Source organism: Cyanobacterium sp., assembly GCF_054166785.1.
Window position 1 is genome coordinate 1 of sequence record NZ_JBSZCP010000001.1, and the last position, 13,919, is coordinate 13,919.

At 38.8% G+C, this 13,919-nt stretch carries 14 protein-coding genes and 1 pseudogene; 10 read left to right on the forward strand and 5 right to left on the reverse strand.

Going from position 1 to position 13,919, the window contains the following annotated elements:
* Positions 1-192 (reverse strand): helix-turn-helix domain-containing protein (locus ACXITR_RS00005; RefSeq protein WP_457995177.1); only part of this gene is annotated, 192 nt, incomplete at its 3' end.
* Between the two features lie 142 nt (positions 193-334).
* Positions 335-484: pseudogene (locus ACXITR_RS00010) on the reverse strand (RNA-guided endonuclease TnpB family protein); the annotation flags it as partial.
* A gap of 197 nt (positions 485-681) precedes the next feature.
* Here ACXITR_RS00010 and rfbA point away from each other — a divergent pair.
* From rfbA to ACXITR_RS00040, 6 genes are all read left to right on the forward strand, one after another.
* Complete coding sequence (rfbA, locus tag ACXITR_RS00015) at positions 682-1,566, forward strand: glucose-1-phosphate thymidylyltransferase RfbA (protein ID WP_457995178.1); 885 nt, start codon at positions 682-684, stop codon at positions 1,564-1,566.
* 17 nt (positions 1,567-1,583) lie between these two features.
* Complete coding sequence (gene rfbD / locus ACXITR_RS00020; protein ID WP_457995179.1) at positions 1,584-2,978, forward strand: dTDP-4-dehydrorhamnose reductase; 1,395 nt, start codon at positions 1,584-1,586, stop codon at positions 2,976-2,978.
* Between the two features lie 3 nt (positions 2,979-2,981).
* On the forward strand, positions 2,982-4,031 hold the full coding sequence (gene rfbB / locus ACXITR_RS00025; RefSeq protein ID WP_457995180.1) for a dTDP-glucose 4,6-dehydratase: 1,050 nt from the start codon (positions 2,982-2,984) through the stop codon (positions 4,029-4,031).
* 384 nt (positions 4,032-4,415) lie between these two features.
* Positions 4,416-4,967 carry a hypothetical protein gene (locus ACXITR_RS00030; protein ID WP_457995181.1) on the forward strand — a complete coding sequence of 184 codons (552 nt, stop codon included), beginning with the start codon at positions 4,416-4,418 and terminating at the stop codon, positions 4,965-4,967.
* A gap of 80 nt (positions 4,968-5,047) precedes the next feature.
* Positions 5,048-5,827, forward strand: coding sequence for a fimbrial biogenesis chaperone (locus ACXITR_RS00035; protein ID WP_457995182.1), 780 nt, complete (start codon positions 5,048-5,050; stop codon positions 5,825-5,827).
* 40 nt (positions 5,828-5,867) lie between these two features.
* Positions 5,868-6,164 carry a hypothetical protein gene (locus tag ACXITR_RS00040; RefSeq protein ID WP_457995183.1) on the forward strand — a complete coding sequence of 99 codons (297 nt, stop codon included), beginning with the start codon at positions 5,868-5,870 and terminating at the stop codon, positions 6,162-6,164.
* Here ACXITR_RS00040 and ACXITR_RS00045 read toward each other — a convergent pair.
* On the reverse strand, positions 6,120-6,950 hold the full coding sequence (locus ACXITR_RS00045) for a tetratricopeptide repeat protein (RefSeq protein WP_457995184.1): 831 nt from the start codon (positions 6,948-6,950) through the stop codon (positions 6,120-6,122). The two genes, ACXITR_RS00040 and ACXITR_RS00045, sit on opposite strands and share 45 nt — an antisense overlap.
* 61 nt (positions 6,951-7,011) lie before the next feature.
* On the opposite strand from ACXITR_RS00045, the gene ACXITR_RS00050 reads away from it, so the two are divergent.
* Entirely contained in the window at positions 7,012-9,540 is a 2,529-nt protein-coding gene (locus ACXITR_RS00050; protein WP_457995185.1) for a fimbria/pilus outer membrane usher protein, read from the forward strand.
* Positions 9,541-9,578: 38 nt separating this feature from the next.
* Here ACXITR_RS00050 and ACXITR_RS00055 read toward each other — a convergent pair whose 3' ends face one another.
* A complete protein-coding gene (locus ACXITR_RS00055) occupies positions 9,579-11,177 on the reverse strand; it encodes a CTP synthase (RefSeq protein WP_457995186.1) in 1,599 nt (532 codons plus the stop codon).
* A 335-nt stretch (positions 11,178-11,512) separates the two neighbouring features.
* Between ACXITR_RS00055 and gloA the strand changes: the two genes are divergently transcribed.
* A complete protein-coding gene (gene gloA, locus ACXITR_RS00060; protein WP_457995187.1) occupies positions 11,513-11,902 on the forward strand; it encodes a lactoylglutathione lyase in 390 nt (129 codons plus the stop codon).
* Positions 11,903-11,931: 29 nt separating this feature from the next.
* On the opposite strand, the gene rsmH is transcribed toward gloA, so the two are convergent.
* The gene (gene rsmH / locus ACXITR_RS00065; RefSeq protein WP_457995188.1) at positions 11,932-12,819 is read right to left on the reverse strand and encodes a 16S rRNA (cytosine(1402)-N(4))-methyltransferase RsmH; all 888 of its coding nucleotides are present in this window, start codon (positions 12,817-12,819) and stop codon (positions 11,932-11,934) included.
* Positions 12,820-12,915: 96 nt separating this feature from the next.
* On the opposite strand from rsmH, the gene ACXITR_RS00070 reads away from it, so the two are divergent.
* Together ACXITR_RS00070 and ACXITR_RS00075 are read left to right on the forward strand one after the other, a co-directional pair.
* Positions 12,916-13,368 (forward strand): hypothetical protein, encoded by a 453-nt coding sequence (locus ACXITR_RS00070; RefSeq protein WP_457995189.1) that lies wholly within the window; start codon positions 12,916-12,918, stop codon positions 13,366-13,368.
* Positions 13,369-13,561: 193 nt separating this feature from the next.
* On the forward strand, positions 13,562-13,771 hold the full coding sequence (locus ACXITR_RS00075) for a DUF7219 family protein (RefSeq protein ID WP_457995215.1): 210 nt from the start codon (positions 13,562-13,564) through the stop codon (positions 13,769-13,771).
* Positions 13,772-13,919 lie beyond the last annotated feature (148 nt).

Consider the following 13,919-nt stretch of genomic DNA (forward strand, 5'->3'; position numbering starts at 1 on the left):
AGCGTCCGCAGGGATAATATACTCCCTATCAAGTGAACATCTATCTACCCAAGACTTCCTAGATTTCATCCAGTCTTTTCTTTCCGCCAAGCAATAATTGTAAACTTTTTTGCATATAAAAAGCCACTCCAGAAGCGTTTGTTCCTGTAGTGGCTCTGGATATATGCGATACTCGAAATTTAAGTTTATCACTGTGACTAGGCTAACAAGTTATTTTACCTAGAATTATAGTAGCATAACCTCCTTGGTTTGTGCAACATACCTTGGCAACGATTCATCCCACACTTGTTTCACTATCCTTTTCTCGAAAACAAAGTGTGGGGCTTCTCGTTGATGAGCTAAACTTACTCCCATCGGAGATAATAGCAAAATGAGTTAAACCTAGATCAATCCCTATAGCTTTACTATCCGCTGACAATGGGGGTTTATCTTTGCCATCTTCATACAAAATAGAAGCATAGTATTGATTACAGCTATTTTTAGTTTTCTGGTTTGTGTAACAAATCTTTGTGGCGATTCATCTCACGCTGATTTTATGAATGTTTTTAAAGTAAGATATACCATGATGCTTCTTGCTTGCGGTAAGAAGCTAAAAAAAAAGTACCTAAAACTAACAGAAACCATGCTGAAGCATGGAATTTAAGACCCAATTTTTTTATTAAAAATTATTATCACCTTAACATGAAAGGAATCATTTTAGCTGGTGGATCTGGTACAAGACTTTACCCCCTAACCATGGTGACAAGTAAGCAATTATTACCAGTATATGATAAACCCATGATCTACTATCCTCTATCTGTATTAATGCTTGCGGGTATTCGGGATATACTCATCATTTCAACACCAAGGGATTTACCTAATTTTCAACAATTATTAGGGAATGGTAGTCAATTTGGCGTAAATCTATCCTATGCTGAACAACCCTCTCCTGACGGATTAGCACAGGCTTTCATTATTGCTAAAAAATTTATTCAACAAGATAGTGTTGCGATGATATTAGGGGATAACATTTACTATGGTAACGGGTTAACCAAAATTTTAAAAAAAGCCCAAAGAAACGCAGAAAATGCCCAAGCAACTATTTTTGGCTACTACGTTAATGATCCAGAACGTTTTGGAGTGGTGGAATTTGACCATAATTCAAAAGTTATATCCATTGAGGAAAAACCTAAAAATCCTAAGTCCAACTATTGCGTCACAGGATTGTATTTTTACGATAACAGAGTAGTTAATTTTGTTGAGGAAATAAAGCCTTCCCTAAGGGGAGAATTAGAAATTACTGATCTCAATAATATTTATCTCGCTGAGCGAAGTTTAAACGTAGAATTGTTAGGAAGAGGTTATGCTTGGTTTGATACGGGTACTATGAATAGTTTGGTGGAAGCTACAAATTTTGTACAAATGATTGAAACTAGACAGAGTATTAAAATATCTGCTCCCGAGGAAATTGCGTACTATTACCATTGGATTGATCAAGATACACTGTTAAAATCAGCAATGAAGTATGGTAAATCTCCTTATGGTCAACATTTACAAACGGTAGCAGAGGGTAAAATAATTTTTTAGTAGGAGTAAGTAGTTCAGTGCAAATTAATAAAACAGCCATTGATGGAGTTTTAATTTTAGAACCTAGATTATTTTCCGACAACCGTGGATGGTTTATGGAAACCTATGTGGATAAAAGGTTAAGAGATGAAGGTCTAAACATCAGGTTTGTTCAGGATAATCATTCTCTATCTCTACAAAAAGGTACCCTAAGAGGCTTGCATTTTCAAGTTGAACCGAAGGCACAAACGAAATTAGTGCGATGCACAAGGGGAAGTATCCTTGATGTGGCGGTAGATTTACGCAAGGGTTCACCTACGTTTAAAAAATGGGTATCTGTGGAGTTATCAGCGGAAAATAAAAAGCAGTTGTTAATACCTAAAGGTTTTGCCCACGGTTTTCTTACTTTAACAGATGATACGGAGGTTCAGTATAAGGTTGATGAATATTATGATCCTAAGTGCGATCGCACTTTAAAATTTAACGATCCAGATTTAGCCATTAATTGGGGAATAGAGAAGCCTACAATATCAGAAAAAGACTTAATCGCCCCTTCCCTAAAACATAGTGATGTTAACTTTCAAATCTCAATATTAATAACAGGCAAAGATGGACAACTAGGGTACGATGTGATCAAAGAATTATCCCAAACAGGAGCAAAAATAATTGCTACCACAAAAGAGGATTTAGACATCACGAATTCAGCACAAACAAGACAATTTATTTTAGACACAAACCCGGATATTATTATTCATTGTGCCGCCTATACTGCCGTTGATCAAGCCGAAGACGAAAAAGATACATGTTATTCGGTGAATGTGCAAGGAACAAAAAATATTACTCAGGTAGCACAGGAAATAAACGCTAAATTAGTGTACATTAGCACTGACTATGTTTTCGATGGTTCAGGAAATAACCCTCATTCCATTACAGATTCAATTAATCCTCTCAATTATTATGGTCAAACAAAAGCTCAGGGAGAAGAAATTGTTAGGAACTTAATCAAACAGCATTTCGTTATCAGAACTTCTTGGGTATATGGAATTAATGGCAATAATTTTGTTAAAACCATGATTCGCTTGGCTAAGTCAAAAAACATAATACAGGTAGTAGATGATCAAATTGGAGCTCCAACATATACTAAAGATTTAGCAAGATTTATCAGTGATTTGATTAAAACAGACAATTATGGTACTCACCATGGAGTTAATGAAGGTTATTGTAGTTGGTATAAATTTGCCTTAGAAATTTTCACTCAATTATCAACAGACATAGAAATAATACCGATATCATCCCATGACTATATAACCAAAGCTCAACGACCAATGAACTCTAGGTTATGCACAGCAAATATAGAAAATATTGGATTACAAAAATTTCCCCATTGGAAAAATGCTTTAAAAAGATATTTAACAGAAATAAAAGAAAAATAAGCGATGAAAAAAATCTTAGTAACGGGCGGTGCAGGATTTATCGGTAGTAATTTTGTTAGGGAAATGATCCAAATTTATCCCCAGTATCAAATTATTAACCTTGATTTATTAACCTATGCAGGAAATTTAGGCAATCTAAAGGATATTACCAATCATGATCATCACACTTTTATAAAAGGTGATATTAGAGATAGGAAAACCATCGAAGAAATTTTTAAAGCCTATTCCATTGATACTGTGATTAATTTTGCCGCCGAGTCTCATGTTGATAGAAGTATTGTTGACCCAGATATTTTTTTAACCACTAACATTATTGGTACCCAGGTTTTGTTGGATGTGGCGAAAAAACATTGGAAAGTAAATCCCGAGGATAAATACTCTCAGGAATATCGGGAAGGAGTCAAATTTTTGCAAGTGTCAACGGATGAAGTTTATGGGGCATTAGGTAAAACGGGAATGTTTACGGAAACTATGCCATTGTTGCCCAACAGTCCTTACTCTGCGTCAAAGGCTAGTGCTGATTTAGTTGTGAGGGCTTACCACGAAACTTTTGGGTTGCCAGTTAATATTACTCGCTGTAGCAACAATTATGGTGCTTATCAATTTCCAGAAAAATTAATCCCGTTAACTATTAATAATTGTTTAAATAATAAATTTATTCCTGTTTATGGGGATGGAATGCAGGTTCGAGATTGGCTTCATGTAAAAGATCATTGTTCTGCTATTAACACGGTTTTACACAGGGGTAAAGTAGGGGAAATATATAATATTGGAGGTAATAATGAGAAAGCAAATTTGGAGATTATTCGTTTAATTATTAATGTTTTAAATAAGAGTGAAAAGTTAATTGAATTTGTTAAGGATAGACCGGGGCATGATCGCCGTTATGCCATTGATAATAGTAAAATAACCTCTCAGTTAGGTTGGAAGCCTAGTTATACTTTTGAAGGAGGCATTAAGGAAACCATTAATTGGTATTTACATAATCTTGACTGGGTGGAAAATATTGTCAGCGGAGATTATGAAAAATATTATTATGCAATGTATGATTGAAGTTTTAAGGCCGATCGCCCTTAGTGGTGTTAGGATCTCAAAGGAATTTGCTTCGCCGTACACTCAAAAAATGACAAAAGAGGGCTATGTTGATGTAACAAACTGTTAATACTTAATAATGTAAACTATTGTTACTAATTAAAATCCATATATTTACCTAGTTTTTTATGTATAAAAAAAGCGAGTAAGTATTAACCCTGATCTCTACTCAAAAAATACATAGGGAAAAACCTATTTATTTTTGAGGAAAAATGGGTGTTTAAACGGATGTTATTGATTAGTGGAATAGGTACTATAGAAGTATAAACAAAAAGTAAATAACTCTAGTGACTGACGAGCGATGCACTAACACTACACAGTAAGTCATTGGAGGGAGGTAGAATTATGACTATTAAAAATTTAGGTCGTTGGGCATTGGTTTCGGGTATTGTTCTTGGTGTAAGTGCGCTGACTCCCCTTGCGGTTTTGGCGGACCCTATTGAGGTAAAGGTAAATGACTTTAGTAATCTTACATTCACGGCAGAAAACGATACACTCATTTTATACAATAAAGATGGAACAATAGCAACAGAAAGTAGTGTAGGAAATGTAGCATATCAACGTAACATTGTTGGAAAATGGGAAATTACCATGAGTAGCACTAATGCAGGAAAATTAAAATCAACAGGGGGGGTTGAAATACCTTACAACGTTAAGTTAATTGTACCAAGCCACGGGGGAAGTAATTTGAATCCTGGAACTGGTAACGCACAATGGCAATCACTAACAGAAACAAGACAAATTGCAACGGGTGAAATAGCAGACGCAACCGGTGAGACGGGAATTACCGATGCAAGTGCAAATCTACAAGTTCAGATCGCATCAGGGCTAAAAGTTCCAAATCAAATTTATCGAGATACTATCACTTTGACCCTAACAACAGATGTAGCTGAATAAAATCATAAGTCTTCGGGTAGAAAGAGAAATAAATCAACAAAATGCTTTCTACCTCACAAGATATACAGGGAGGCAAGTAAATGCTAAAAATAAAAAATAAATGGGCTATATTACTAGCCTGTATGGTGGGTGCAAACCTAGTCAATATTCCCCGTGCTTGGGCTGGGTCAAACTTTCAACTTACCCCCAACTCAGTGGAACTACGCCCTTCTGGTAGGGGCATCATGAGCAATTTTTATGTTACCAGCACTGGTACCGAACCCGTGGCGGTACAGGTAAGGATGATGAAATGGGGTGTTGCCCTTGATGGCACAGAGATTCAGGAGGAGGAAGAAGAAGATTTCTTGGTTTATCCCCCTCAAATGATTATCAACCCCGGACAACGGCAGGCAGTCAGGGTGACTTGGTTAGGGGATCCTGAACCTGACCACGAGTTGATTTATAAGGCGGTTTTTGAGCAGTTACCTATCAATTTACGGCAGGTAGAAAATCCTAATCCTACGGGAATTGTGGTTAATTTTAATGTAACTGTCACCTACATTCCTTTGATTTATGTCACTCCTAATGGTGCTTCTTCTAATATTGTGGTGGATAACGTTATCCGTCAAAGAGGTGCTGATGGTAAAGAGCAGTTGGCGGTTACTTTTGAAAATCAGGGCAACAGAAGGGGGTTTTTTAATGATGTTAGTCTCCGAGTTGCTTCGATGAGTAATCCTGATCATACTGTGACTATTACGGGCAGTGATATTCGGGATGATAAGGGTGCGTTTGTGTTGGCTGGTAGTAAGCGTCAGTTTATTTTGCCTTTACCTGATGGTGTCCCTACGGGGGATTTGGTAGCTACGTTGGAAGCTAATTAGGCAAGGTGAATTGCTCAGGGAATAATGGGAGAGAGCAAAGATGAATTTATTAATCAAGTGGGTGTTTATATTTGGGTTTACGGTGTTCAATTGTGCTGGGGTGATGGCTGGGGAAAGTTCAGTGTCATCTGTGCCACGGAACATAGTGCTTAAACCCAATGCCACCGAAGGTTATGCGCAAACCATGCGTACACCTCCCGTGGTAGAGGTAAATACCGATACCATGATTATAATTTTGCCTCCCCTTGAAATTTTTCGGGAGATGGAGATATTTTTAGATCCTCTCTCGAATTTATTTTTTGATGATGATGATATGGTATTTGTTGATAGTTTGTGAGAGTTTGATCCTTCCTAGTTGTGGTTCATAGGGGAGGAATTTTATTGTGTGGAGGGTTTGATCCCCCCTAGCCCCCCTTAATAAGGGGGGAATGTAGCTTGTGGTGGTGGTGGATAGTTCTAGTTCTTCGATTCTTTCTAGGGCTTCTAGGTAGCTGTCTTTGTCGTTGCGGTGGAGGTATGCTCTGGCGGCGTGGAAAAGGTCTTTTCTGGCGGAGTCTAGGTTGCCCATTTGATAGTGGGTTAGTCCTCGATTGTAGATGGCATCGTAGTAATGGGGATTGAGGATGAGGGTTTGGTTATAGTCGGCGATCGCCTTTTGATATTCACCAATATAAAAGAAACTATTGCCACGATTATAATAAGCACGATAATAATTAGGATCTAGGTTAATGGCTCGGGTAAAGTCATTAATCGCCCGTTGATGGTCATCCAAGAGGCTGTAAAGGTTGCCTCGGTTGAGGTAGGCGGGGATATATTCGGGATCTAATTGTAAAGTTTGGTTATAATCGGCGATCGCCCTTTGAAATTGATTAAGACGCTCAAAAGATAGACCACGATTATAATAAGGCTCTGGCACAAAAGGAGAAAGAATGATAACTTGGGTAAAAATATCAATGGCAGACTGATAATTTCCCGACTCCCCCAAATTTACCCCCTGCTCAAATAAAACCTCTGGCTGAATTTCAAGCTCCGCCCCTAAAGGCTTAATAGAAGTTAGTAGAATAAGCAAAGAAACCGATAAAGAACCAATGGAAAAAGTAATATACTTAAACAGTAATTTCATGACCAAACTATCACCAACGGAATAGCTCAATTCTAGCCCGAAAACAAGTCTTTGAAGATTGATGTTTGTGAATCACCTACCCTATAATATTGCCACCACTCCCGTAAATACTTTTCTAGTTCAAGAAACACAAATTAATGGCGATCGCCCCAACGACATTAACCAAAACACCGACGAACTATTTGAAAGAATCTTTAATAGACCTCGCCCCACAGGACTACAACGGATTATCGTACCCCTATTCATTAACGATCAAGCCCAAGGAGAAATCGTTGTTTTTGTTGCCCTAGGAGATGAAGATAATCTGGAAATTGTCGCCTCCACTTTACTAAATCGCATCGGAGAATTTGTTCGCCCCGATGTACAAGAAGCCCTTGAAAATCTAGTGGGGGATGGGGGTAATTTTACCCTCAACGGTATCCAATCCACAGGCATTGACGGATTTTTTGATGGACAACAGCTACAACTAAGACTACAAATCCCCCCCAATTTACGTAAAACCATCGTTTATGGTTCAGGAAACCAAAATTTGCCCCCTGGGGCGCAAAACGCCATCAGACCTGCTTCTCTGAGCGGTTTTGTTAACCTAAGAGGGAGACAATCTTTCCTTTGGAGCAGTAGCGGTAGTAGCAACCTAGGACGGGAAAACTTAGGCTTGGGTATTATAGATGGAGCAATAAATTATCAAGGGTGGGTATTGGAAGGCAGTGGCACTTATAGCGAAGGTGCTACCCCTTCTTTTGTCAGATCCGATATTCGCCTAGTCAGAGATGACCCTAATAACGGTATTCGCTATGTGATGGGGGATTTATTCAGTTTCTCACGGGGTTATCAAAGTTTTGTACCCATGGGGGGGGTTGCCATGGTGCGTAACTTTTCCCTACAACCATACCTCGTCACCGTACCCACAGGACAATTTGAATTCTTCCTCGAGCGCCCCTCCACCGTAGAAATATTCGTCAACGGCTTACTACGTCAAACCCTGCAACTTCCTGCGGGAACTCAGGATATTCGTAATTTTGCCCTCAGTACAGGACAGAATAATATTACCCTGCAAATTACCGATGATGTAGGACAAGTGCGAAACCTCTCCTTTTCTGCTCCCCTCGCCTCGGACTTATTGGCAGTGGGTTTAAGTCAATTTGGGGTAGGAGTGGGTGTACCCTCTTTTAGTCGGCAAGGCACTAGAAATTATGATACATCTCGCCCCATCGCCACGGGTTTTTATCGTCAAGGCATTGCCCGTAACCTCACCCTGGGGGCTTATTTTCAGGGGGCAAATGTCCAACAACTATTCGGCTCGGAAGGGGTTTTGGCAACTAATTTAGGTAATTTTGGTTGGGATGTGGCTTTGAGTAATAACCCGGTGGGCATTGACCATAGTTTTCGTCTCAGGTATCAATATTTACCCCTCACCACGGGGGGGCGTAGGGCTCCAAATTTTGGTTTTAATGTGGAATATCAGGGGCCTTTTTTCCAGCGTTTTGGTAATTTGAGTATTGGCAATCCTGATAATGTTTTTAGTGAATCTGTTAATACGGTGGCTTGGAATTTTAGTTTTAATTATGGACAAAGATTAGCTCCTAATTTGGGCATGAATTTTAATGTCGGTTATCAAGTGGGAAGTTTAGATAATCCTGATGCCTATCGAGGGGCGATCGGGCTTAGTACCAGATTAAGTAGTAATATTTCACTAAATGTTAACCTCAGCCATCGTCGTCAACAGTCGGGGGAGGATGACACCCAACTAAGGGTAAACCTTTTACAAAGTGGTAGAAATCAATCTATTAGTGCTAGAAATAACCTAACCACCGAAGGGCAAGGCTCCACAGAAGTTAGATGGAATCGCCGTAACCCCAATACCTTTAATAGTATTAATGGTAATCTTACCCTTACCCAAAATCCTCAACCTCGTAATCTTAGTTCTCGTTTAGGCTTAGATTATCGTAACTTTTTTGGTAGTGTCAACTTTGCCCATAACTATGACCAAACCCAACAAAGAAGCAATGTCAACTTTGATACAGCCTTTGTATTTGCAGGGGGGCGTTTTGGTTGGACTCGTCCTGTTAGTGATAGTTTTGTAATTATTGCCCGTAATGATAATTTTGCAGATCAATCTGTGGTAGTTAATCCTAGCACGAGGGGACATATTGCGGAGGCTGGAATTTTTGGTCCTGCGGTAGTACCTAGTTTAAGCTCCTATTCCCTTAGTAATATTCGTATTGATGCCCCCGATTTACCCCTTGGCTTTGATTTAGGAGAATCGGCTTTTACCCTTTACCCTACCTACCGAAGTGGTACTCTTATTGTGGTGGGTACGGATGCCACGGTATTTATTCGGGGTACTCTCCAAGATGGGGATGGAAATCCTATTTCCCTTCAAGCGGGGGAAGTGGTTTCCCTTTCTAATCCTGATTTTGAACCTTTAACTTTGTTTACTAATCAGGCAGGACGTTTTGCCCTCATGGGGTTGACTCCTGGCACTTATCGCATCAATTTATTTACCAATCCTCGTTTAAGTACGGAGTTTACTATTCCTGCGGGGGAAACAGGAATTTATGATTTAGGTACCATAAGATTTGGAAACTAATAAATCGGATTTAGCACCATTACCCCAGAGAGCGCACCTTAAATGTTATTTATACAGGCTTGTACAAATCCCGAAAAAAGAGGATGGGGTTGATTAGGACGAGATTTAAATTCGGGGTGGAATTGGGTGGCGATAAAGAAAGGATGATTTGGTAATTCAACAATTTCTACTAAACGCCCATCGGGGGATGTGCCACTAACTTTGTAACCTGTTTCGAGGAATTGGGTGCGATAACCATTATTAAATTCGTAACGGTGACGATGACGCTCATAGATTACCTCTTCTTTATATAAGGAGTAGGCGAGGGTGTCGGGGGCAAGACGGCAAGGATATAATCCTAATCGCATGGTACCCCCTAAATCAATTACATCTTGTTGCTCGGGTAAAAGATTAATAACAGGGTTGGGGGTTTTATCGTCAAACTCGACACTGTTGGCATTTTCTAGGTGGGCAACATTTCTACCCCATTCAATGACGCTACACTGCATTCCTAAACATAACCCAAGGAAAGGTACATGATTTTCCCTAGCATATTCGATCGCCTTTACTTTACCATCTACTCCCCGATTACCAAACCCTCCCGGTACTAAAATTCCTTGGACATGGTTAAGATATTTATCAGCACCGTTGGTTTCTATATCCTCCGCATCTACCCAACATAGTTCGATTTCACTTTCCCCATGGATTCCTGCATGGATAAGCGCTTCTACTACGGATAAATAAGCGTCACCGAGTTGAATATATTTACCAACGATCGCAATTTTTAACTTATGATGGGGAGACTGCATTTTTTGCACCAAATTTTCCCATTTTTCTAAGTCTGGGGTACGATTTTCTAGGCGTAATCTTTGTAATACTTGCTCGGCTAATCCTTCTTTTTCAAGAATCAAAGGCACTTCATAAATACTACTAGCATCACTAGAGGTGATTACCGCTTCGGGATAAACGTCACAAAATTCCGCTATTTTATCTTTAATATTACTAGGTATAGTGCGATCGCACCTACAAACTAATACATCGGGTTGAATCCCCAAAGAGCGTAATTCCTTCACAGAATGTTGTGTCGGCTTCGTTTTCAACTCCCCTGCGGCGGTAATCCAAGGAATGAGGGTAACGTGCATATATAAAACATTATCGCGCCCCACATCTTTTCTAAATTGACGAATCGCCTCAAGAAAAGGTAAAGACTCAATATCCCCTACCGTACCACCAATTTCCGTGATTACCACATCAGGACTATTATTTTTTGCCACTCGGTGGATTCTATCCTTAATCTCATTGGTAATATGGGGAATTACCTGCACCGTTGCCCCTTGATAATCTCCCCTTCTTTCCTTATTAATTACCGACTGATAAATAGAACCCGTAGTAACACTATTTAACCTCGAACTAGAAGTATCCGTAAACCTTTCATAATGCCCCAAATCCAAATCCGTCTCCGCCCCATCATCGGTAACAAATACCTCCCCATGTTGATAAGGACTCATGGTACCCGGATCTACGTTAATATATGGATCTAGTTTAAGGATAGACACAGAATAGTTACGAGACTTGAGCAAACGCCCTAAACTTGCCCCTACAATCCCTTTACCAATACTAGATACAACCCCGCCCGTGACAAATACAAATTTAGTCATTTCTAATAGAAATTTGTTGAGAATTTAAAATAAATAATTAGCAATAAAAATAAAGTTACCGAAAATCAAACCAAGTGCATAATAATATTCACACAAAAAAACCCTCCCCTCCTCAGAATTTTAAACCCTTTTAACCACATCGCTTATTTTCTTGGCTCATCATTGCTTGAATTAGGTTAAGGGTAATTAAGGCACTTGTGCTTTTCAGTAAAATCATAAAAGTCATCAATCTATTGTTAACCCTTGATCGTTTCTTGTCAATCGTTAAGGGAAGAAGATAGTAATCAAGATTTCGTGGCAAAATAATTTTAGTAAGTTAATTAGGAGTAATATTTATGCGTCTTTTACACACCATGCTTAGGGTTGGCAATCTGGAAGAATCCATCAAATTTTATTGCGATGTTTTAGGTATGAAGTTGTTAAGACAAAAAGACTATCCAGGGGGTGAATTTACCCTTGCTTTTGTGGGTTATGGGGATGAGTCGGATAATTCTGTCATTGAGTTAACCTACAACTGGGGTAAGGATAGTTATGATATGGGAGATGGTTACGGACACATTGCCTTGGGGGTGGATGATATTTATACTACCTGCGACAAAATTAAATCTCTCGGTGGTAAGGTTATTCGAGAGCCAGGCCCTATGAAACATGGTACTACGGTTATTGCTTTTGTGGAAGATCCTACGGGTTATAAGGTGGAATTGATTCAAACTAAAGATAAATAACAGCTATTGGTGAATTAAGGTGGGAAAGGCTATCTCAAATCCTTATTTTTTTTCTCGGCAATTCTGAGTTTAGCTGAGCGCGATCGCCCATTAACCTTTTGCTCTTCTTCTGTGGGAGTAAGGGGTTTTTTGGTGATAATTTTGAGGGCATCATTATCTCGAAATTGATATTTTACAATCCTATCTTCAAGGCTATGAAAACTAATAATGGCGATTCTGCCCTCTGGTTTGAGCCATTGTGGAGCATTGGTTAGAAAAGTGGTGAGGGAGTCTAATTCTTTATTTACGGCGATGCGTAGGGCTTGAAACGTCCTTGTGGCTGGGTGTATTCTACCATGACGGGCTTTGGGGGGGTAACAATGGGCGATCGCACTGGCTAACTCGGTGGTGGTGTTAAAAGGTCTTTTTTCCAGTATTTTTCGAGCAATGCGACGGGATAACCTTTCCTCTCCATACTGATAAATCAAATCAGCAATTTCTTTTTCCTGCCAATGGTTAACAATTTTTTGGGCTGTGAGGGATTGATTTTGATCCATCCGCATATCCAACTCCCCTTCATGGCGGAAACTAAAACCCCGCTCGGCGTGGTCAAATTGAGGAGAACTAACCCCTAAATCAGCCATAATGCCATCAAATTGATTTTCCTTCCCTTGAAAATCGGCAAAATTGCCATGGAAAAAAGTGATTCTTTCTAAATAAGAAGAAGGTAGTCTATCACGAACAGAGGCGATCGCACTTTGATCTCGATCAATCACCGTCATAGTAATAGTATCATCATAACCTAGCAAAATTTCCGTATGCCCTCCGCCCCCCAAAGTAGCGTCAAGGTAATGTCCATGGGGTTTAGGTATAATACCATCCACTAATTCTTGAGCAAAAACAGAAACATGAAAAAAATCAGAGGAAGAACCAACCATAAACGAGCATAGGTAAATATTAATTACATTGTCTAATTTTTTAGCATAACTTGTCAACTTTTGCTGTTAAGATTTAAATGATGAAATCTTCTTAATATGATGATAAAGTTTACTGTTTTCTTGATTACATTTGCCATATCAATTACTGGTTGCAACTTTAATCAATCTCTCCAGAAAAACAGCACCAACAATGACGAAAAAGTATCAAGAGATGAGATTCCCGTGGATTTTTTACGAATAATTGAAAATGCCCAAACAGAAGATGATCAACAATTTACTAACACTCCTCCCCCCGAGAGTGGAATTTTAATAGATGATATTCCCCTTAACTTCTCCGAATTACCACAAAGTGAACAGGAACTAATTAGAAATCAGATTCGATATTCCGCTGATGGGGAATTTCGAGAACGTTCTGACATAAACGGTATTTATAAAGATATTTTCGAGTATGATTTACCACCAAAAAGAGGTTTTTATAGTAATGAATTTGGCTTTTCTGACAATGTTTTTGACTATGGAATCCCTTTTACAGGAGGCATAGAAAATTGATTTGATCAAAAATTATTATAGCCAAGTTTGGGTTTTAAGTAATCAATAATCAACCATAGTCCACCTATTTTCTAAAAAGAATGTTAACCTTGATTCATAAACAACATTTTTTTTGAGCTAAACTTTCAATAAGTCTTAATTAAAATAAAAAGTTTAAGTCGTGGAAAATAACAATAAAACTGAAAAAGAGAATATGCTCTATCCCCGCAGTGCTTATCGTGGGGATTTTACTCCAGAAAATTTAGTCTTTAATGCCAACTTACAAGAGTTTGCCCAAAAAGTAGGCTATATTTGTAATCTGGAAACCAACGGAAAATTAACTTCCAATCAAGCCTATCAACAAATTAGGGTTTTATGGAAAGAGCTTAAAACCAGCATGAAAAACTTAAACTTAGAAGAATAAAGAAATTCAACCGCTGAAAACCAAAACCCTTGTAATATCAAGGGATTAAACCCATTGATAAAGATTCGAGCCTCGGAAGTGTGATAACAGGTGACAATTGGTTAAAAAAAGTTAATAATTAATACAAGTCACCCATAACTGATAGATA

What these genes read in the sequence shown, in the direction of transcription:
- rfbA (WP_457995178.1), top strand. Translation starts at nt 682, where the DNA reads ATGAAAGGAATCATTTTAGCTGGTGGATCTGGTACAAGACTTTACCCC.
- rfbB (WP_457995180.1), top strand. Translation starts at nt 2,982, where the DNA reads ATGAAAAAAATCTTAGTAACGGGCGGTGCAGGATTTATCGGTAGTAAT.
- ACXITR_RS00030 (WP_457995181.1), top strand. Translation starts at nt 4,416, where the DNA reads ATGACTATTAAAAATTTAGGTCGTTGGGCATTGGTTTCGGGTATTGTT.
- ACXITR_RS00035 (WP_457995182.1), top strand. Translation starts at nt 5,048, where the DNA reads ATGCTAAAAATAAAAAATAAATGGGCTATATTACTAGCCTGTATGGTG.
- ACXITR_RS00040 (WP_457995183.1), top strand. Translation starts at nt 5,868, where the DNA reads ATGAATTTATTAATCAAGTGGGTGTTTATATTTGGGTTTACGGTGTTC.
- ACXITR_RS00045 (WP_457995184.1), bottom strand. Translation starts at nt 6,950, where the DNA reads ATGAAATTACTGTTTAAGTATATTACTTTTTCCATTGGTTCTTTATCG.
- ACXITR_RS00050 (WP_457995185.1), top strand. Translation starts at nt 7,012, where the DNA reads ATGTTTGTGAATCACCTACCCTATAATATTGCCACCACTCCCGTAAAT.
- ACXITR_RS00055 (WP_457995186.1), bottom strand. Translation starts at nt 11,177, where the DNA reads ATGACTAAATTTGTATTTGTCACGGGCGGGGTTGTATCTAGTATTGGT.
- gloA (WP_457995187.1), top strand. Translation starts at nt 11,513, where the DNA reads ATGCGTCTTTTACACACCATGCTTAGGGTTGGCAATCTGGAAGAATCC.
- rsmH (WP_457995188.1), bottom strand. Translation starts at nt 12,819, where the DNA reads ATGGTTGGTTCTTCCTCTGATTTTTTTCATGTTTCTGTTTTTGCTCAA.
- ACXITR_RS00070 (WP_457995189.1), top strand. Translation starts at nt 12,916, where the DNA reads ATGATGATAAAGTTTACTGTTTTCTTGATTACATTTGCCATATCAATT.
- ACXITR_RS00075 (WP_457995215.1), top strand. Translation starts at nt 13,562, where the DNA reads ATGCTCTATCCCCGCAGTGCTTATCGTGGGGATTTTACTCCAGAAAAT.